The organism is Mucilaginibacter endophyticus (assembly GCF_003351025.1).
Classification (GTDB): domain Bacteria; phylum Bacteroidota; class Bacteroidia; order Sphingobacteriales; family Sphingobacteriaceae; genus Mucilaginibacter; species Mucilaginibacter endophyticus.
The window spans coordinates 23,636-43,671 of record NZ_QPCG01000013.1 but is presented as its reverse complement, the minus strand read 5'-3'; the positions used below and the strand labels follow the sequence as shown (position 1 = coordinate 43,671).

Below are 20,036 nucleotides of genomic sequence, written 5' to 3'. Positions count from 1 at the left end.
AAAAAAGGCAAGGGGTTTTACAATCCCAGTTTAAATCCGAGGCCGTAAAACCTGCGGTTGTCGGTAATTTCTGATTTTTTGTTTTGCCAGATATTGCGGCCGTTGGCAAATACTTCAAAATTTTTGAACCTGTTTATCTGTAGTTTATAACCGAAGTAAACGTTTTGCAGGGAAAACGAGTGATCACTCGGCCCCAATATAGGATCAATACTGGAATACGGATTAGCAAAACCTCCCCCGCCCAACTGATATAAAACATCCATGCCCGCAAAAACACGGTTGATATCAAGTCGGTTAACCCAGCCTCCTGTCCACACCTTATCGCCAGTGGCAAGGTTTCCTGTAATAGTATTTGTGCGTTGTTTAATATTAGTGGCATTAAGGCCTGTAATAAAGTGAGCATCCGTTTTATCAACAACACGGAAAGTTATGCCAATACGGTTACGTGTATATTTTGAGTCGACATATCCAATAAAGCTTTGGCTTCCGTTAGCGCCGTACGGCAGATAATAAAGTATAGGGATCTGGAGTCCTCCGCGTTCATAATTGTAATTAACAGATAGCAAAGCCGAAACATTAACGTCGGCTCCGGCTGTATAAACGTTATAGGATTTTAACGGGTCGTAGGTAAAATTAGGGTAGCCGCCTGAGTTTAATGAATTTTGTAACGGCCCATCAAAGCTAAAGCCGGTAAGATGCTCACCATCTGTTTGTAAAAGTATACTCTGTTTTGAGTAAGAGCCGTAAAGTTTTATGCCAACAATATTGATACCTGCCAGGGAAGAAACATTCACCGAAGCTGATGCAAAAGGAAAGATCCGTTTAAGCTCTGCATTGCTTGCTATAGCCAGGCTCTTTTTTGAATCCAATACCGTTACGAAACCACCCTGTAAATTGATGCTGTTTTTGAATGATATGCCTAACGATGGTGTTAGCAGATAGTCTTTGCGTTTAGCATATGTACGCTCGGCAGAAGTGGAAGGGAATGAAGGGTCGGTTCCGCTGGATGTTTCGTTGTTTGTGGCCTTGGCGGTAGAATCGCGTGTATAACGATAGCTAAAATCAACTGCCGGCTCAATGCTAAAATCACCTATGGTTTTCTGATAGCTTAAATTGTCCCGAAGCAGGAGTACGTTTCTGCGATGGAGGCTGTAGGCATCGGTACTGCTATGCAGGTCGCTGCTATAATAGTTGTAATTATAATCCTCGTTGTAATTATAATAACTGTATGAAGCCGATAAATTATTTTTAAGGCCTTTTGCCAATTGCGAATTTAACCTGATACCACCATTTAACAGGTTTTGTTTGGCATGGTAAGCCGTAATTGTTTGCGCCCGCGAAGCCGTGTTTGGGTCATTATAAATGTTGGAGTTATCATAGTCAAAGCGGGTAACCTGCGGTACGTAAGTTGCAGTTGCGCTAAGGCTGTTATTTGAGCCAAGTTTAACGTCGGCGTATCCGTTAAATTTAAACCTGTTAAAACCTAATGGTGTTTTGATATTAGCTTGCTTAGAAGTAGTTAAAGTAGGAAAAACATCCCTTAAATATGTGGCAGAAATACCTGTGCTGACAAGATCTGTGTTTTTATAACCCGATAAATAATACTGATGATAAACATTGGTAGGGCTGTTAATGTCTTTGACATTTGACATGTTCCGCACATTAATAAGATTGGTTTGCCCAGTCGCTTCGATACCCGATTTTCCGGGTTTGCTCCGTTTTGTTTTTATCAGTATCATTTGTTGCTGCGACGGAGCGCCGCTTGCCTGTGCAACTGCGTTCTGAACCAGCGTTATCTCTTCAATATCATTAATATTATAAGCATTTACATCGTTAACGATATTGCCGTCAATTACATATATTACAGAACCGCTGTTGGTGTAAGTGCCGTAAAACCACACATTAAGCGCGTCGCTTATATTAGCGAAAGGTTGGCGTTGCAGATCGGCCCCTTTAAGGGTAATACTTTGAGTAAACTTTTTATCAAGTTTTACCCTTCCCAAATCATAATGCGAAGTATCGGTTTGAGCGTGAGCTTTTGAAAATGAAAGGCATATAGCCAGTGCAATAAGGCAGGGAATCCGTGAATACATGATAAGGTTTAAAAATAAATAAGGCTAAATATATATCATTTAGCCTTATCTGTTTTAATTTAACCTTAAATATTTACGCTGTCAACCACTACAACTTTGCTGCATAGTGGTTTTGCATACTGTTCGGCAAATACAATGTGGGTAGGGTCAACCTGGTAAGCTTCCTGTGCTTCGGGGGTATCAAACAATATTAATAGCGATACATCATATGAGCGGTCAATCACATCGCGGTTGGTATCAGCAGGCACACCGATATGTATATCACGGATGTGCGGAATAGGGAGGAGGATGTTAAGCCCTTCAATCAGTTTATCTTTATCGGCTTTATTTTTAAGCCAGAAGTGTACGTGATGTACAAAAGTGTTTTGGAGTATTGGCATAGTGTATGTGTATTTAAAATTGATATTAGTGCATACAGCCTACATAAACTTTCCCTTTAAAAACAAAGGCTGTTTTAAGCTTATCAATAATTTGGAAGGCACTATCGGCGCTGTTTTTGTTTTCATAAATTCCGGCCACTAAAGCAATGGTTTTTGGGCCGGTATTATATCGATAGGTATCGAGATATTCGAGGCTTAAAGTTTTGGATGGATATCTCCTGGGATAATATTCGCCCGCATAAATCTCATCTTCATCTTTATCGGATAATGCGATGAGGTCTTTAGCTTTGTTGTACCCGCGATCCATTGTATCGATAGGGATATTGGATGATTTGTTCAGCTCAAACATCTTATCGCGAAGCAAGTAATAGTTCAACCCCGTGTCAGCTACCACGATGTAATAATTCGCGTAGGCGTCGCGTTGCTCGTCTATATCAGCAGTATCGGCAGTTGTTGAAATTACCTTGTTAGATGCTTTATAAGATGCTGGCAGTACTTTAGCTATTTTTGATTTTGATGTGTCCCGATTGGCTTTGGATGGCTTTGCTTTGCAGGCAGCCAGTAAACAAACTATCAAAAACAGAAAGGGGATTTTCATAAACGGCCACAGGTTATTCAAATATAGTTGAATTATTTAATCACTGTTTACTGCAAACTCAAAACTGCAAACTGAATTAATATTCCAGCACCACATGTGGCTTAAAAGTATCGGTTTTAACTTTGGCCTTTAGTTCATGCAAAATATTATACAGCCCGAAATTGGTGCGGTTTACATAAATAAAATGCTTAACACCACGAGCTTGTTTAAATTCAGGCATTTTTGAAATACGCTCGCCAAAGCCATAGAGCTTATCAAAAAATGCTGTCTGACTGAAATCAAATGTATCAGTGATGTACGGCAAGGCAAACAAACTGATCATCTCTTTATACTGGGTAAAATAAAATTCGATCTGAGCCGGGGTATCATCCTTGTGGATCATATCCAACTGGCGGAACGCCTTGATGGTTTCTTCTTTATTGTCCAGTAAATTGGTTGAGGTGAGCGAGAAGAAAGGGTAATAAAAATCCTCGGGCATTTCCTTAATACAGCCAAAATCAATAACACCAAGTTTGCCTTCAGGGGTGATCATGAAATTTCCCGGATGTGGGTCGGCATGTACAGCACGGAGTTCATGCTGCTGAAAGTTATAAAAATCCCACAAAGCCTGACCTATCTGGTCGCGAAGTTGCTGTGATGGCTTGGTAGCCAAAAACTCTTTCAGATGCTTACCCTCCAGCCAATCCATGGTGATAATACGTTTGCTGCTTAACTCAGGGTAATAATTGGGGAAAACAACATTATCAAGATTGGCGCAGGCGTTGGAAAATTCAACAGAGCGGCGCACTTCCAGCTCGTAATCAGTTTCCTCAAGCAGACGCTCTTCAACCTCTTTCATGTATACATCCAGTTCCTTTTCGCTCATGCCCAGCATCCGGAACGCAAATGGTTTAACCAGCTTAAGGTCTGATGAGATAGAATCGCCCACACCAGGGTACTGGATCTTAACGGCCAGTTTTTTGCCATTCAACTCGGCCTGGTGAACTTGTCCAATTGAGGCGGCATTGGTGGATCGGATATTGAACTTATCAAAAATCTGATCGGGATTTTTACCAAAATATTTCCTGAACGTTTGTACAATAAGTGGCCCGGAAAGCGGTGGCGCGTTATATTGCGACTGGGTGAACTTATCAACATAAGCCTGCGGCAGCAGGTTTTTATCCATGCTGAGCATTTGCGCTACTTTAAGCGCACTGCCTTTAAGTTCGCTTAATGATTGATATATATCGGCCGCGTTATCCTCATTTAACTCCGATTTGTCCAGATCAGGATTGAACAGCTTTTTAGAGTAATGCTTAATATAGTTGCCGCCAATTTTAATACCTGTTTTCACAAATTTGGCCGACCGCTGTACTTTGGTTGTTGGTATACTATTTTGTTCGGGAACCCCCTCTAAATCTCCCCCGGAAGGGGAGACTTTCTCGTTGTCTTCCATATTATTAAAATCCCATCTTATCTTTTATCCCGCCGTTCTGTACCAAAAATTTGCCGTATTCAAAAAGGTTGTCGATTGGCGAACGCTGGAAAAGATCAAAAGTTACGTTAATGCCTTTTTCAATGGCTTCGTCGGTTTTTTCAAAACCTGCTGAGTTATCATTGATCCAGAAATTGAGTATAAACACGAATTGCACCCAAAGCGCATCTTTGTATTTTTTTGAGAAGTATTTACGGTCGCTCAGCTCGGTACTTTCAATGCCTTCCTTCATGATCTCATCGGCAAAGCTTTCAAAGATATCTTTTAGCGGAGTAAATACTTTTGGCGTGGTAAAACCTTTGGGCTGTTTTTTAATGCTGTAAACAGCAAAGCTGCGACTGCTTTTGATCAGCTCAAAAAAGCCATAAAAAAATGATAAAGCTTTTTCGCGCGAGGTGTAACCTTCCCAAACTTCCTGCGCGCGGATCTCGGCCAGTGTTTTGTTGGCAAAGCCTGCCCAAATGCCCTGTTCTACAGCCTCGAAAGAGCCATAAAACTGGTAAAACTCGGCTTCGCTCATTTCATTTTGCTTCGCGAAAATATAAACCGATTTAGGCTGCTCGCCCTCGGTTAACACATAATCGATGTATGCGTTCTGGATGCTTTCGATAGTTGCCATGTTAAACCTCTCCTAAATCCTCTCTGAAGGAGAGGCCTTTTTTGAATAGTAATATAAATTGAATTCTATAAACTCCCTCTCCAAAGGAGAGGGTCGGGTGAGGCTATAAAAATTGCTCCACCACCTGCTGCAGTTGTCTTGCTTGTACCACGCCGCTTTGGCGCCATTTGCTTTGCCCCTTTTGAAAGATCATGAGGGTAGGCACGCTTTGTATGCGATATGCACTGGCCGCCGCAGGATTTTTGTCGATATCTATTTTGATGATCTTTACCTTATCACCTAACGCAGTTTTTACGTCGTGCAGTATAGGCGGCATCATTTTACAAGGCCCGCACCACTCAGCCGAAAAATCGACCAGTACCGGTGTTTCTGATGCTATTATTTCCTGGAAATTTGCCATAAGTTTTTTATTAGTCTATGGATCATGGTTCATAGATCATAGAACGGATCGCTTTATAGAGAACAGGTTATCAAATCGTTAACTTTCAAACCATGAACCATCATCTATGAACCATGAACTATTCAAATTTAACCATTAAGCCGCGTAAAAGTTTAGTGTTTTCATACCAAAGCATCGGCTATGAACTATATTTACTTTATGCAAACAAAACTAAGCACATACCTATTTCTGCTGATGCTGTTACTGCCTTTTGCGGGCATGGCTCAGAATGTGGTTATACCACTTTGGCCAAACGGAGCGCCCGGTTTTGAAAGCCGCCGCAATGAGCCGGAGCAGGCTAAGGATTACTGGGTAAAAAATATCCACAATCCTTCGCTTACTGTGTTTTTACCACCCAAGGATAAAGCCAATGGTGCCGCAGTGGTAGTATGCCCGGGCGGAGGGCATCGCTTGCTGGTATATACTGCCGAAGGTGTTGATCCGGCTAAATACCTCAATAGTTTAGGTATTACTGTTTTTGTGTTGAAATACCGTCTGGGCAGAGATACGCTATCGCCATACAAAATAGATGTACATGCCAAACAGGACGGCTACCGGGCTATGCGGTTGGTACGCAGTAAGGCCGCAGAATATGGACTGGATACTAACCGCATTGGGATGATGGGTTTTTCGGCGGGTGGTGAAGTGGTTGATATGGTGGCTTACGGCGAAGGCAAAGGAGATCCGAAAGCCATAGATCAAATAGACAGGTTAAATGCCCGTCCGTCGTTTTTGATCCAAATCTACCCGGGGCCGCTTTATATTCCTGATGAATTACCTTATGATGCGCCGCCCGCGTTTTTGTTAGCTGCCAATGATGATGTTTGCTGTTCGCCATCGGTAGTGAAATTATTGCAGCGTTATCGCGAAGCAAAAATACCGGTTGAAGTGCATATTTATACCCAGGGCGATCATGGCTTTAATATGGGGTACCGTTCAAAGTTGCAAAGCATCAGCACCTGGCCCCAGCGCATGGCCGATTGGCTAAGTGACAATAACTATTTGCACCCTGCGGCGGCAAAAAGGATGAAGCTTCACTAAACGAGATAAAACAAAAAAGAGAGGCATATGCGTTTGGCTTAACCGCATAGCCATCTCTTTTAACAATAGCCCCTATTGTACCCCTACGTTCGGGGACTAATGTATTTTGTAGCAGCTTTCGGTAAAAGCTGTGCGTTTTGACGCGGCGTAAACTACATGATTGTGCAGTTGGTAGCTGCTTATAATACTTTTCATCATCCGCTCCAGTACTACGCCTGTTTGGTTATCAATTACGTATACCCCATTGGTGTTGCTGTTGATATAGCCGCCTGTGATGGCGCTTTCAAATACAACGGTGGTTGTTTTATCGCTGATCTTATCTACCCAGAAGGTGTTTTTGGTTTTTTGCCCGTTCGCCGTTGTCGAATCGGCCCAGGTGTAGCCGGGTTTGAGGGATTGGGTTACCACAAAATCGGCCAGGAGGCCAAGGGTTGTGCCTTTTACAATTTGCTCCTGCTGCAGGCCGGTGAAGGCTGTCAGTGTATCGTTAGTAAATTGAAGCGCAGGGTCGGTTACATCAGTTACAAGCCCGTTTTTATTGATGGTTACCGATGCTACCTTACCGGCGATATTATTTAGTGCCTTTGCAATGGCCGAGCTGTCGTTAGCAGGCTTGTCTGAGCTGTACGCCATTTTTTTACCCATAGCATCAATGGTATCGGCAATATGTTTGGTAGTAACGGCCAGGTTAAATCCCTGCCCGGTAGCATCAACAACATCATAAACTTTAGTTGTTGATGAGAAGCTATTGATGTTAAATTTTTGATCGCCACGCTGTAGTACAGTGTTTGAACTTAAAAAGGCGGTGCGCTGAAACTGATCGCCTTTTTTAAAGGTAAATGTGCGGTGAGCTGTTTGCGCTTTGCTTAAAGTAGATAAACCTGTAAGCAAAAGGATTAAGATCACTTTAAGCTTTGGTATTTGAAGTTTCATGTTTTCAGTTTAAATAGAAATGTATTTTTTAATGCACGGCAGTTAAAATAACTGCCATGCATCGGTCCTAATTAATGTAAGGGTTTTAAACCCGGTATTGGCGGCACCGGCGGTATTGGTGGTACCGGAGGTATCGGTGGCACCGGTGGTATTGGCGGTACCGGCGGAATAGGCGGCACTGGTGGTATCGGTGGCACTGGCGGAATAGGTGGTACCGGAGGTATCGGCGGCACCGGTGGAATAGGTGGCACCGGCGGAATAGGTGGCACTGGTGTTATTGGTGGCACCGGTGGAATAGGTGGAACCGGAGGTATTGGCGGTACCGGTGGAATAGGTGGCACCGGTGGTATTGGTGGCACGGGGGGAATAGGAGGTACAGGCGGTATTGGCGGTGGTACGTTCCAGTCCGATTGATTGACCCTGCCCTGTGCAACGGCATTTTTAGTGCTTATTGCCAAAGTTGCAGACGCGACTAATGCTGCTATGATTATTTTTTTCATTGCTTAATATGTTTTAATGAAGTGATTGATTTGTACTAAGTGTGGCCTATCGTCGGTTTAGGGAAAGCGGGTAACCGACAGAAAATACCATATTGGCCCTGTCGTTAGTGTACCGGGTAAGGTTAGCAACACCTACTGCTAAGCTTAAAGGTACCGGAAAAGGTCTAACTCCTGCAGAAATGCCGAGGTTCATGCCCGTCCACTCGGCATTTACGTTTACGTGCCGGATTAACTCGTAGGAGAGGCTGCCAAATATGGCAGTGCCATGTTTCCCTTTACCTGCTTCAATATCTTTGGGGCTCTTTTCATAAAACCTGCCGCTGCCAATTCCAATTGTATAAGTAAGCCTCGAACAGCCCGGTGTTAACGATGGCACCGTTTGTACAGCGTGGCTAACCGCTAAGTAAAAAGTTGAGCCGGACGCGTCAGAAAATCTATTGTTTGCAAATACCTGTAATGCCCCTGCCGAAATGCTTGTTCCGGTAAATAAGATGCGGCTTACAATAAAGTTTCCCGAAAAATCCCTAAACTTATGTACATCGGTCATGTTTATGCTTGCAGCAAAGTTTATCGCCTTCGCCGGATTACCTACACATGCTCCTATCGAAGTGATCAGGTCGGCTTTGTTGTTTCTGTAAACTTCGGGATAGGTAGCGCCGATACCTCCGAATAAATAGGTACCATACCCTCCAAAGCCAGACGGGATTAGGATACCGCCCGGGGCATCACCTGGGTAAAGCTGAGCCTTTGTTTGTGATGATTGCTGATTAATTTGAGGCGTTGGCGACAGGAAATCATCCATTTTTTGAGTGAGTTCCTTTTCGAACTGGTTTTGGCTATGGGCGGTTTGTATACTTAAACAAAGTGTAGCTACAGCACAGCAAACAAATACCCATATATTGGTTTTAAAAATCATTTTAGTAAATAGGTTAGGTAAGGTGTCAATTGTTGTGGCAAACAGTGTAACGCTATCAGGCGATAAACTAATGTATGCATTTTAACTTCAAAAAAGCAACGGGCAATTTTTCGCTTGCAGATAAATTAACAGGTTCCATAATCGGCATATAGTAATTGTGTTACTAAAATCAGGTGTACTTCTATTTGCCGGGTTTAAATCTGGGGTACATAATGGTGGCTTTCTCATTGTGGTTTTGGGTTGTTTTTATATCACAATTTTACGGAGCCGGGGTAGGGTGTACAATACCAAGTGGTTTGTATTTTGGGGAAAGATATGTTTTTAGAAATGGGGGCTGGTAGAATAAAAGCCTCCTCTCCGTGAAACAGTGAGGAGGCTCTAAAGATGCATAGCTGAGTCGGTCAGATTTTAACTCTTGATGCCAGGCTATCTATTTTTTATCATCCAATATAACCCAACGGTTAACTGTATTGTTAGCGCCTTCAATACAGATCTTGTAAAATTTGGAAGGCATATTTTTAACATCAACCAGTGTATGCTCATTGATAACAGGGACGGTAGCTAATAATTTGTATTCATCGGTTTTGCCTTCTTTAAAAGCATTGTCTGCAGCTACCCAGATCTTTACATTGCCTTTAGGGTCAAGCGCTTTCCAGCTTATATCTAACGAGCCTTGAACATAGTTAGCCATAGGCTCAGCAACAGATACCGCGCCGATAAGCGAGATGCCATCCATTTCGCGTTGCTGCGCTTCCGGTACTTTTACATTCAAAAAGCTGTTGATTGAGGGCGTGATGTCCACAATACCTGGGGTATAGTATTTAGCGTAGTTGTTTAGCGGGCGATAACTGGTAACCATCCAGGTAGAGCGCTGACGTGCGCTTTGACCGCCATGGTCCTTTCCTGTTGCCTCGCTGCGGCCATGATCTGTGGTGATAAAGATCAGCCAGTCTTCTTTAAAATGTTGTTTGCGATATTGTATGGCTGCCCAGATCTTGCCAACCTGCGCGTCCATTTTTTCGATAGCGTCATAATATTGCGGGCTATCGCCGTATCTATGGCCCATATCGTCGGTATACTCCAGGTATACCCATGACAGGTCGGGAGCTTTGTCTTTAATACATTCCGCCGCCGATGATACTACCTGCTCATCAATCAGGTGCATATAATTCCCCGCCTTATCATGCGGGAATTTAAGGGTATCAAGTTCATAACCGTCATAAGCATAATCCGGGTGGATGTTTCCGGCTTCAGGTAGTTTATCGCCAACGAGCTTGGTACGGTTATCTGTCCAACTACTGAACACAGCTGTTTTTTTGTTCGGATAAGCATTCTTAAACATCCTGAATACGTTCCAGTAATTATAGTTAGGCGCTTTGATATCATTGCCCCAAACGTTGTGCTTGTTTACCCAGGTAGCGGTTAGTAAACTGTTATATCCATTGGCCGATATGGTCGGGGTTTGTGAATAACCTCCTTTTTCGCCGCCAACATGGGCGCGAAGATAGGCGCCCTGTTTAGCTATCAGCTTAAGGTTAGGGGTATTTAGCTTTTCAATCACATCGGCAGGGATGCCATCGGCAATAATAAAAACAGCTTTACGGGTTTGTGCAGCGGCATTGATCCCGGCTGATACCAGCAGCGCAAGGGCCGCGGTTTTAAGTAGATTTCGCATCAGTATAAATGAGTATTTTAAAGGACTAAACTACGGTGTTTTAACAAGCCCGGAAGTTAAAAAATTGTTATACTTTTTTATCCGCAGTAATTTTAACTCGCTGTAGCGTAAGTAATTTACTTTTCGTAATGTAATTATAAACCTATCAACTATGATGCGCAAACTAACCTTACTTAGTATTGGAATTTTAACGATAGCCGCCTGCAAAAAGGGAGGTAATGGCCCAATTAATAACGGCCCGGGTAAAGACCTTGTGCTTTCGGCAACTGAGCAACAGCAGGTTGGCCCCGGCAATGCTTTTACCTTAAAACTGTTTAAAGCAGGCCTGGGAACTGTATCCAATAGCCAAAATCTAATCCTCTCGCCATTGAGCATAAGCTTTGCTGTTGGCATGACCAGCAATGGCGCCGCCGGGCAAACGCTTACCGATATTCGTAAAACAATGGATTTTGACGGTTTTACCGAGGATCAGGTGAATAGCTATCATCACAACCTGATCACCAATCTTCCTGATCTTGACCCAAATACAACACTTAAAATAGCCAACTCCATCTGGTACGCTAATAGTTTTACACCGCTGCCTGCATTCATAAAAACCAATACCGATTTTTATAATGCCGAGGTAAAAGCGCTTGATTTTAACGATAAAACAGGATCTGCAAATACTATTAATAGTTGGGTGAGCGGGCAAACCAATAACAAGATCACCAAGATCATAGATCAGATAAATGACGGGGCCAGAATGTTTCTCATTAATGCCATTTACTTCAAAAGTACCTGGAAAACCCGCTTCGATGCTGGCAAAACGTATAAAACATCTTTTCACCTTGCCGATAACAGTACGGTGCAGGCCAGTTTCATGACCAATAATGATGTTAACCTTAACGTAGCTTTTAATAGTGAAGCAACCGTGGTTGAACTGCCATACAGCAACAGTAAATACAGTATGGTAATGATCATGCCCGATGCCGATGTGAAAACCTTTGCCCTCAGTCTCGATTCGGATAAATGGAATGTATTGATGGGAAAACTTACTTCCAGCAAATCAAATATCACTCTTCCTAAATTTAAATTCAGCTATGGTGTCGACTTAAAAGAAATCTTAAAATCTTTGGGAATGAGTATTGCTTTTAGCGATCAGGCTGATTTTAGCCGGATCAGTTCAACTGGGCTTACCATAACCGAAGTAAAGCATAAAGCCTATATTGATGTGAACGAGGATGGCACCGAAGCCGCAGCCGTAACGGAGGTAGGCATGGGGCTCACAGCGGCACCTACAAAAAATATCATTTTAGATAAGCCATTCATTTTCGCGATCAGGGAGATGAAAACCGGATTGATATTATTTGCAGGGATTGTTAATGATCCAACAAAGGGCGAATAAGCGCTAATAAATACCAATAAGAACGGGCTGTCTGTTAAAGCAGCCCCTTCTTATTATTTTGCTTTTACTTTATTGCCTTTGGCATCATGTGTTAGCTCAACCATACCTAAGGCTTCCATCAGCGGAGGTACGTACATGGCAAAACGGCCCCGAAGTCCTTTCTTTAAGCCGTACCATCCTCCAACAGGATTATTTTCTGAACGGCCCCAGGCCTCAACGGTTCCTTCCTTCGCAGGCTTTTGTTCATCGGCACTGCCAAGTTCCATCCAGTCGCCATGAGCGGTTAGCATGGCATGCAGATCGGCCAGGCAGCGATAATCATAGTGGAGCACTGTTTTGCCAACAGTACAAACCAAAACTGGGTTGCCATCTTTTGTATCAAGGTGCATGGTATAATCTGATGTTAATGGCGGCGTTTTCAGGGCCATCGGGTTTTCTTTTGTGCCGATATTGTTTTCCATCGCTAATTGAGATTTATAGAAAATTGGTAATGGTCACCTTTAAAAATGATACTGCAAATTAAGGTTTTGGATGTTAAATATGGCTCATTAAAATGCTTTATTGTTTAGTGCATTGATAAATTAATATAATTGGATGTTGTAAAGTCATTAATACTGTTTAATTATTAGCAAAGCGTTGAGAGTTGTGTATAAATTTCTGTAGCTAAATATTATTTACCATTAAACAATTAAATATTTTTACCATAAACACGGGGCAACTATAAAAAGCCTCTTAAACACTTACCTATCATGAAAAACTTACTAAACTTAATGCTTTTATTAAGCGTTATTTTACTCGGTGGCTGCAGTAAAGATATTTTGGAAAAAAAAGCTGACTTTCAAAGTACTAAAACAATTAAAGCAACATCAGTTACAACAGACCTCCCCATTTCAAGCGTTTCAGTTTCTTCAACTTATCCTTCCTGGCCCGCATCAAATGCTATTGACAATAATACTTCAACATGCTGGAGCTCAGTGCTACATACAAGCTCAGCGGGTACAGAATATATTCAGTTTCAATTTGGTGCCGCCAGCGATGTAAACTACGTGAAAATGACACCAAGATATGGCACTAATAACTCGGGGTTGAGTTTTCCTTCAAATTTTACCATTTATTATTACTCGGGCTCAACCTGGGTGGCCTCTAAGTCATTCACAAATTTTGTTAATCCACAAAAATCAACAACTAATTTACCGGTAGTGATACCACTGCCGGTTACAGTGCATACAACGGGTATTAAAATAGAAGTAACCAAGCTGGGTACCGACGGGTCGAACTACTATTTCCAACTTGCGGAGGTTGCCGCAGGATATGACGCTGGTTTTGATCATTTCAAGTGGACTGGTAATGATAATTCAGTTCAACAAAACCGGATTAATAATTCGGGGTCCGACTCATTTAACCCAACACGCATTTTTAACTGGACCCAGGACGACCGTGACCCATTAATTGTTTCAAACAACAATATTATAAATGGCTATCCCAATATCTACGCTCCTAACATAGTTTATAACGGTGCATGGAATATCTATTATGGAGGGTGGGACAATGGAGAAGGCCAACATGACAGGGTGTTTGTAACCGTGAGTTATGACAACTTTATAACTTTTGGCACACATACTTTGGTAGTTGGTAATGGCGCCTGGGATCATCTTAATAATGAAACGGTGTTGAAAAATCCAGACGGAAGTTGGTTGATGTATTATACATCATTGCCTTTTGGTTCAGGGGCAAAAAATAAACCAGGATTTGCCACATCTTCCGATGGTGTTAACTGGACTCCTAATAGCGGTAACGCAAGTTATTTGGTTAATATGACTGGATACACTAATTGGAGTACCGCTAATGTAAATGGATCTAATGTGGGCTTTTTAGAAAACGGAATCTATCATTTGTATTTCAATAACTTCACAGATTCCGAAACCCAACGAACTGTGCATCATGCAGTGAGCACTGATAAAGTAAACTTTAGCTATATAGGGGATGCTTTGGCCGAAAGTCTTGTTGCGCAGGATGTAAAGGCATTTACCTATAATAATTCAACTTACTATTTGATGGGTATGCACCACAACAACGGACAAGAACTACGGTATAGCCTAAGTAACAGTCTTACCAGTTTTCCGAGTAGTAACTTTTTATTCGGAAACTATAATGCTAATGATCTTTTTATAACGTCTATGGGATTTGTTACTAATGCAAACAGATTATATGGTATTATTTATGGAGCCGGCCCTAACAGCAACCTCAGTCAAAACTCATTGCACGCAAGATGGCTTACAAAGAAGATTATTTTTATAAGCGACAGAACAAATGCGCGCTGGGGCGATATTGAGAAAGCTCATGGCCCAAACCTGGTAGTATTATATATGAACACCGATATGGAAACCGGGCATTTTTATGTTTATGATACTGACGGTACCACCTTGCTTTATACCAGTCCACAGGTTACTATGCGCTCGGGCGACGTTTGGACATATAATCCATAATCTGAAAGTGTCAATGCTATTTAATAAAAAGAGAGCTTAACATAAGCTCTCTTTTTATTAAGAAAATGTTTTACATACTTACAGATATTAATAACTTAATATTTCCTGCTCAATACATTTCTACAAAGGCTTTTAAAGCTCTTGACTGCGGTACATTTTTACGGTAGATGAGCACCGTAGACATTGTACCCAATTCTTTATTAAGCATGTGCGTTTTAAGCTTACGGCCTGCGTAATATTGCTCAATCAGCTCGGCAGGGAGAATGCTGATGCCTAAACCAGCTTCTACAAAATTGATGATCCCTTCCAGCGAATTCAGTATAATGCTTTTATATTGGATGATGCCCTTGGCGTTAAGCCATGCTTCCAACCGGGCGCGAAATACACACCCCTGGTCAAATACGATGATCTTAAGCGGCTGTTTCATGAGCAATTCCTTTAGCTCGGGGCCATGGGCCGGGGCAAGGATCACCAGTTGTTCTTCTTTAATATGTAATTGTTCCAGCTCGGGCGAATTGATAGGCGCCGATACAAAGGCCGCATCCAGTTTATAGTTGATCACATCATTGATGAGGTCGCTGCGCATTTGCGATTTAAACTCCAGGTCCACATCAGGGTAGGCTTCGGTAAAGCGGGTGAGGATATCCGGAACTTTAAAGGCCATAGTAGTTTCAATGCAACCAATTTTAAGGTTGCCGCTTACCTGGCTAAATTTTTTAATATCCTTTTTGGCTTCCTGCATTAAATGATCAATCTGTTTGCTGTATTGCATCAGCGTTTCGCCCGCGCTGGTCAACGCTACCTTGCGCGATGTGCGGGTGAACAGATCGGCGCCAAATTCTTCTTCCAGGTTTTTTATACGCGCGGTAACGTTTGATTGTACGGTAAACATGGCCTCGGCGGCTTTAGTGAAACTACCATTAGCGGCTACTGCTTCAAATATTTTGAGATCATTAGTGTTCATAAATCATAATTTATGATTATTTATATCATTATTAATCGTTTTTAATAATCAAATATCGATATTAATTTTGAATCATCAAAACACAGTAAATGAAAATTAAAAATCTGATAATAACCGCTTTGGCTGCAACTACCTTTGTAGCGGGGGCTAATGCGCAATCAACAAAAAACTCAACTATAAAAACACAAACCATGGAAACCAATCAAATTCATTATCGCAACATCAAAGCTAACGGCTTAAATATTTTTTATCGCGAAGCAGGACCTAAAGATGCGCCAACTATTTTGTTATTGCATGGCTACCCAACATCATCGCACATGTTCAGGAACCTGATCCCAACTTTAAGTACAAAATACCATGTACTGGCTCCTGATCTGCCGGGTTTTGGTTTTACAGATATGCCGGATCATACCCAGTTCAAATATACTTTTGATAATTTGGCTAACACCATGCAAGCTTTTATTGACGAGCTTGGCCTTAAACGTTTTGCTATTTACATATTTGATTATGGCGCACCTACCGGTTTGAGACTGGCACTGGCTAATCCGGAAAAAATAACCGGTATCATCTCTCAAAATGGTAATGCCTATGAAGAAGGCCTGAGCAGCGGCTGGAACCCGATCCAAAAATACTGGCAGGACCCAAGCCTGGAAAACAGGGATGCCTTAAGGGACTTCGTAAAAGAGAAAATGACCAAATTCCAGTATTTTGAAGGTGTATCTGATCCGTCATTAATTGCTCCTGAAAGCTATATCCTCGATCAACAAACTCTCGACCGCCCCGGAAATGTGGAAATTCAGCTTGACCTGATGCTTGATTATCGTACTAACGTGGCTTTATATCCTAAATTTCAGGCTTATTTCAGAGAGCACAAACCAAAACTGTTAGCTGTTTGGGGCAATAAAGATCCGTTCTTTTTACCTGCAGGTGCCGAAGGTTACAAAAGGGACAATCCTAACGCGACAGTTAAGTTTTATAACACCGGCCATTTTGCGTTAGAAACACATGCCAAAGAAATAGGACAGGATGTACTGGAGTTTTTAGGCGGATTGCCTAAGTAATAATATAATGCTGCCCTCTCCAGAGGAGAGGGCTTTAAAAATTTTTCAAGCTTCCCTGTTGAAGGAGGCTTGAAGAATTTGTTACCTTTTCAACTCGCCGGCTTCAGCCAATAAAGCGTCAATGGTAGTAAATCCTTCCAGTTTTTTTGCGGGCGAACCATCTGCATTAAAAAAGAACAAAGTTGGGGTTGCCCTTATAGGATATTGCTCCTGAAGCTTTTTCCCATCTTTACTATCGATATCGATAGCCACATTCACAACGTTTGTATTAAAAGCATCACCCAGTTCTTTTTTAATTAATATTTCCTGTTCCATTTGTTTGCAGGTTGGGCACCATGAAGCGTGGGCAAACACAAACAAGGGTTTGTTTTCGGCTTTGGCCAAAGCTTGGGCGTCGGCAAGCGAAGTTGTTTTAAAATTGATACCCTGTTGCGAATTAAGCCTTGGTTTAAACTTTTGGGTACATGATGTAAGTGCTGCAACTGTGATTGCGAGGAACAGTAATAATATTTGAGCTGATTTTTTCATGGGTTTTTTATTTAATTGTATTTGTGCCGCAATAAGTTTAAAGGCCTGCACCAGGCCTGTTATCAGTAGGGTTAAACCCAATATCCAGTTAATGAGGTTATGCTGGGCTTTAAGTGCGTTCATGAGGTAATTGCCGGCAATACCATAGATAATAAATGAAAGCAATGTGCCCGTGCCTATAGCTGTTATAAAAATGTTATAAGCCCGGGGGGAGTTGTTTAAAAGTTTGCGGCTTTTTAAAACCGCCGTCCAGCCCATCCAAAAGGGCAAATGCAGCGGGTTAAGCAGGCTCAATAACAAGCCTGAATAAAATGGGTTCATGCCCACAAATGGCAGCACATCCTGAAAGTTACGCATATGAAAGGCGGCTTCCAATGTTTTATAAGCCAGCATAAGTATCACGACGCAAAACGCGATGCTTAATATTTTGAACAACTTTTTTAAGCGTATCAGCCTATCAACAATAACCAGGGCTACGCGGACTATCACCACTTCTACCAAAATAGCAGCAAGCGCAAACCAGGCCGCCCCGCTAAAATTGCCGTTGAGTGCGAAGTTGGCTACACTGGTGTTCAATGTGCCAATGGGCAGCGCCCCAACAAAGCTGATGCTGAAAGCCGCCCAAAATAGTTTTAACTGTTTTGACGCGCTCATGATACCAGTTTTAAATATTCGGTATTGTTTTTAAGCATCTTCATGCCTTGTTTATAAGTCATGTACTTAAGGCCTTTTTGCTGTTTATTGAGCTTACTTATGCGATAAAGCAATTTCCAATGCGTGATGATCTCGCGCCAGGCGAAGAAGATAGAGTGTTTAGGGTCATAAATGTGGGTTGGCTCGCTGCCGGCTCCGTTCAATTCTATAATGGATATATTCTCGCCGCGATTTAGCTCGTCCCAGCTATTATACATCACATCGAGCCTGCCAAAATAGAATCCGGGAATCTGGCGGCATATATTATCCATGGCCACCGTAAGTTCGCGGGTGATGCGATTGCTAAGATCAATAAATTTAGCGCCACGGGCATGGTTGCCATAGGGCACCAGGGTTATTGACTCGCCGGCAGGTAAAACTTTATTCAATTTATCTCCATAAGTATCTATTAATACAGGCAATTGCAGCAGGTAGCGGGGTTCCTTAACGAGGAGTTGCATCATGGTGTGCATGCCATCGCCAGTAAGGGCTAAAAACTCTTTTCCTACTATGCCGCTTACATGGCCTTTTGCCTCGCCGGGTATGCGATAATAAAATATGCCAACCTCGTTTTTATAGTTAATATATTCCTGAATCAGAAAATCAACCCTGATTTGTTGGATATATTCCCGCAGTTCGGTGTCATTATGTACCAATTTAACTAATACTCCTCTGCCGCCGATATCGGGCTTGGCAATTAATGGATGGCGAAAGTTTTTGTTCTCTATGGCTGTTTTGATCTGCCCGAAATCTGTTCCTGTTTTAAACAGTATGGTTTTGGGATAATATTTCTGTGGAATGAGGTCATAGATCTCGGCTTTACTTTCCAATGTAAAGCCTCCATTTTCAATTTGTGGATTGGCTGCATTGAAAAAGAAAAACGAACGGGCCTTAAAACTCAGCCAAAACCAGTAAAACATAATGGGGGCATAAACGGTATTCAACGACCAGTATTCCCAGTTAAAAAGTTTGATAAAAAAGCGTTTTAAAGCAAAAAAGCGTGGCAGGGCGATAGGCTGTTTAGCCGTAGTTGCGCTGTCAATTGCCAGATCGTTTACATATTTATTGCCATCCCGAAGATCATGGTAGGTCATGACAATATTTTTCGGATCGACGTTGAGATTGGTAACACTTACGGTTTTCATTTTGCCACCGCGGTTTATAACCAGCGCGTCGTTATCATCGCCCTCACCGGCATGGTGATGGAAATACATAATATCTTCTATCTTATCGGGATTGGCCGACTTAAGCCAGTTGTTGAACCAGGTAGCCCGCTTTGCTGCCGCGGCCTCATTATATAAAGTAGCCGACGACCAAATGTGCGCCGCCTTACCGTTCAATAACTTAATATGCTTAAGTGTTCCGTCCCACCGGAATTCATACAGTGTGCCATGTGAATGAAGGATTATCGTAAAGGGCTCTACGCCGTTAAGATCACTGTTTTGATAGAACAGGTATGGATCTTCGGCGTTGATCATATCTATAAGTACCAGGCCCCGGCTGATTTTGTAAGGCGGCATAGCTGTATGTTTTACAAAAGCGCCATTTAACAGCACAACGGTATCCCCATTGTTTTTTGTGGCTATCCAGCTGCCGTTACGGTCGGCATCCTTAGGGTATAACAGTATGTTGTTACCTGTATGGTATTGGCGTGGCGCTATGGCCTGACCCCGGTTAACATTTTCATCTCGGTTTGAGGTTAGCTGAAATCCGTTTTTGGTGGGGACATAGGTTACCGTGCACATGCCTTACGATACTTAAGTGTTGATGCGGCAACGCCAAATTCGTCAGGAATAACCACATTTGATACAGCGTTTACACCAATGCGGATCAATGCCATATGATGAACGGTATGCTCGAGGTTGTAAACCAGCTCGCGGTAATAATTTGAAAAAACCTGCGTAGAATGTGCTTCACCATCTCCGTATTCTGCCTGAAGTAATAGCTCTTTATCAGGCTTTTGAATGCTGGTTCCTATACGGCGGATTGTTGCAATAGCGAAATCTTTATCGGCTTCGATGCTTTTATCGCGGACACGTTTGTCATAATCAACCATCCCGGTTTCATAACCTTTGCTTAGTTCAATAAAAAACTCGAGGATATGACGGGTGTGCTGACCGATGCTTGATTGCGATAACAGCTTTATTGGTTGGGTGTATTGTATTGGGCTAAGTTCGTCAATTATATATTGTAGTTGCTCCAACAGGTTGGAGATTGGTTGTGCAAGTTGCATAATACTATATTGTTAGCGG

At 42.3% G+C, this 20,036-nt stretch carries 19 protein-coding genes; 4 read left to right on the top strand and 15 right to left on the bottom strand.

Annotation, left to right across the window (positions count from 1 at the left end):
- Positions 1 to 17: 17 nt before the first annotated feature.
- From DUL71_RS30830 to trxA, 6 genes are all read right to left on the bottom strand, one after another.
- A complete protein-coding gene (locus tag DUL71_RS30830) occupies positions 18 to 2,093 on the bottom strand; it encodes a SusC/RagA family TonB-linked outer membrane protein (RefSeq protein WP_114941668.1) in 2,076 nt (691 codons plus the stop codon).
- 65 nt (positions 2,094 to 2,158) lie between these two features.
- Entirely contained in the window at positions 2,159 to 2,473 is a 315-nt protein-coding gene (locus DUL71_RS30825) for a Dabb family protein (protein ID WP_114941667.1), read from the bottom strand.
- Positions 2,474 to 2,498: 25 nt separating this feature from the next.
- Positions 2,499 to 3,071 carry a hypothetical protein gene (locus DUL71_RS30820; RefSeq protein WP_114941666.1) on the bottom strand — a complete coding sequence of 191 codons (573 nt, stop codon included), beginning with the start codon at positions 3,069 to 3,071 and terminating at the stop codon, positions 2,499 to 2,501.
- A 76-nt stretch (positions 3,072 to 3,147) separates the two neighbouring features.
- Positions 3,148 to 4,506 (bottom strand): ABC1 kinase family protein, encoded by a 1,359-nt coding sequence (locus tag DUL71_RS30815; protein ID WP_114941665.1) that lies wholly within the window; start codon positions 4,504 to 4,506, stop codon positions 3,148 to 3,150.
- Positions 4,507 to 4,510: 4 nt separating this feature from the next.
- Positions 4,511 to 5,164 carry a TetR family transcriptional regulator C-terminal domain-containing protein gene (locus tag DUL71_RS30810; RefSeq protein WP_114941664.1) on the bottom strand — a complete coding sequence of 218 codons (654 nt, stop codon included), beginning with the start codon at positions 5,162 to 5,164 and terminating at the stop codon, positions 4,511 to 4,513.
- A gap of 103 nt (positions 5,165 to 5,267) precedes the next feature.
- Entirely contained in the window at positions 5,268 to 5,564 is a 297-nt protein-coding gene (trxA, locus tag DUL71_RS30805; RefSeq protein ID WP_090530271.1) for a thioredoxin, read from the bottom strand.
- A 180-nt stretch (positions 5,565 to 5,744) separates the two neighbouring features.
- On the opposite strand from trxA, the gene DUL71_RS30800 reads away from it, so the two are divergent.
- Positions 5,745 to 6,644 (top strand): alpha/beta hydrolase, encoded by a 900-nt coding sequence (locus DUL71_RS30800; RefSeq protein ID WP_244228890.1) that lies wholly within the window; start codon positions 5,745 to 5,747, stop codon positions 6,642 to 6,644.
- Between the two features lie 96 nt (positions 6,645 to 6,740).
- On the opposite strand, the gene DUL71_RS30795 is transcribed toward DUL71_RS30800, so the two are convergent.
- The 4 genes from DUL71_RS30795 to DUL71_RS30780 all read right to left on the bottom strand — a co-directional run bounded on the left by DUL71_RS30795 (position 6,741) and on the right by DUL71_RS30780 (position 10,668).
- Positions 6,741 to 7,577, bottom strand: coding sequence for a DUF6263 family protein (locus DUL71_RS30795; RefSeq protein ID WP_114941662.1), 837 nt, complete (start codon positions 7,575 to 7,577; stop codon positions 6,741 to 6,743).
- A 71-nt stretch (positions 7,578 to 7,648) separates the two neighbouring features.
- Positions 7,649 to 8,077 carry a hypothetical protein gene (locus DUL71_RS32140; protein ID WP_154402529.1) on the bottom strand — a complete coding sequence of 143 codons (429 nt, stop codon included), beginning with the start codon at positions 8,075 to 8,077 and terminating at the stop codon, positions 7,649 to 7,651.
- A 46-nt stretch (positions 8,078 to 8,123) separates the two neighbouring features.
- Positions 8,124 to 8,993, bottom strand: a complete 870-nt coding sequence (locus tag DUL71_RS30785; RefSeq protein WP_114941661.1) for a hypothetical protein — start codon at positions 8,991 to 8,993, stop codon at positions 8,124 to 8,126.
- Between the two features lie 430 nt (positions 8,994 to 9,423).
- Complete coding sequence (locus tag DUL71_RS30780) at positions 9,424 to 10,668, bottom strand: alkaline phosphatase family protein (protein ID WP_114941660.1); 1,245 nt, start codon at positions 10,666 to 10,668, stop codon at positions 9,424 to 9,426.
- Between the two features lie 151 nt (positions 10,669 to 10,819).
- Here DUL71_RS30780 and DUL71_RS30775 point away from each other — a divergent pair, with 151 nt between their 5' ends.
- Positions 10,820 to 12,052 (top strand): serpin family protein, encoded by a 1,233-nt coding sequence (locus DUL71_RS30775; RefSeq protein ID WP_114941659.1) that lies wholly within the window; start codon positions 10,820 to 10,822, stop codon positions 12,050 to 12,052.
- A gap of 53 nt (positions 12,053 to 12,105) precedes the next feature.
- On the opposite strand, the gene DUL71_RS30770 is transcribed toward DUL71_RS30775, so the two are convergent.
- A complete protein-coding gene (locus DUL71_RS30770) occupies positions 12,106 to 12,513 on the bottom strand; it encodes a DUF6855 family protein (protein ID WP_114941658.1) in 408 nt (135 codons plus the stop codon).
- 288 nt (positions 12,514 to 12,801) lie between these two features.
- On the opposite strand from DUL71_RS30770, the gene DUL71_RS30765 reads away from it, so the two are divergent.
- Entirely contained in the window at positions 12,802 to 14,538 is a 1,737-nt protein-coding gene (locus tag DUL71_RS30765; protein ID WP_114941657.1) for a discoidin domain-containing protein, read from the top strand.
- Positions 14,539 to 14,647: 109 nt separating this feature from the next.
- Here DUL71_RS30765 and DUL71_RS30760 read toward each other — a convergent pair whose 3' ends face one another.
- The gene (locus DUL71_RS30760; protein ID WP_114941656.1) at positions 14,648 to 15,502 is read right to left on the bottom strand and encodes a LysR family transcriptional regulator; all 855 of its coding nucleotides are present in this window, start codon (positions 15,500 to 15,502) and stop codon (positions 14,648 to 14,650) included.
- Between the two features lie 89 nt (positions 15,503 to 15,591).
- Between DUL71_RS30760 and DUL71_RS30755 the strand changes: the two genes are divergently transcribed.
- A complete protein-coding gene (locus DUL71_RS30755) occupies positions 15,592 to 16,563 on the top strand; it encodes an alpha/beta fold hydrolase (protein ID WP_114941655.1) in 972 nt (323 codons plus the stop codon).
- A gap of 81 nt (positions 16,564 to 16,644) precedes the next feature.
- Here the strand turns inward: DUL71_RS30755 and DUL71_RS30750 are convergent, their stop codons facing one another.
- From DUL71_RS30750 to DUL71_RS30740, 3 genes are read right to left on the bottom strand one after another with little or no spacing between them, the layout of a single operon-like run.
- Entirely contained in the window at positions 16,645 to 17,745 is a 1,101-nt protein-coding gene (locus DUL71_RS30750) for a thioredoxin family protein (protein WP_114941654.1), read from the bottom strand.
- Positions 17,742 to 19,529, bottom strand: coding sequence for an NRDE family protein (locus DUL71_RS30745; RefSeq protein WP_114941653.1), 1,788 nt, complete (start codon positions 19,527 to 19,529; stop codon positions 17,742 to 17,744). The genes DUL71_RS30750 and DUL71_RS30745 overlap by 4 nt, the downstream gene beginning before the upstream one ends.
- On the bottom strand, positions 19,517 to 20,017 hold the full coding sequence (locus DUL71_RS30740) for a DinB family protein (protein WP_114941652.1): 501 nt from the start codon (positions 20,015 to 20,017) through the stop codon (positions 19,517 to 19,519). The genes DUL71_RS30745 and DUL71_RS30740 overlap by 13 nt, the downstream gene beginning before the upstream one ends.
- Positions 20,018 to 20,036 lie beyond the last annotated feature (19 nt).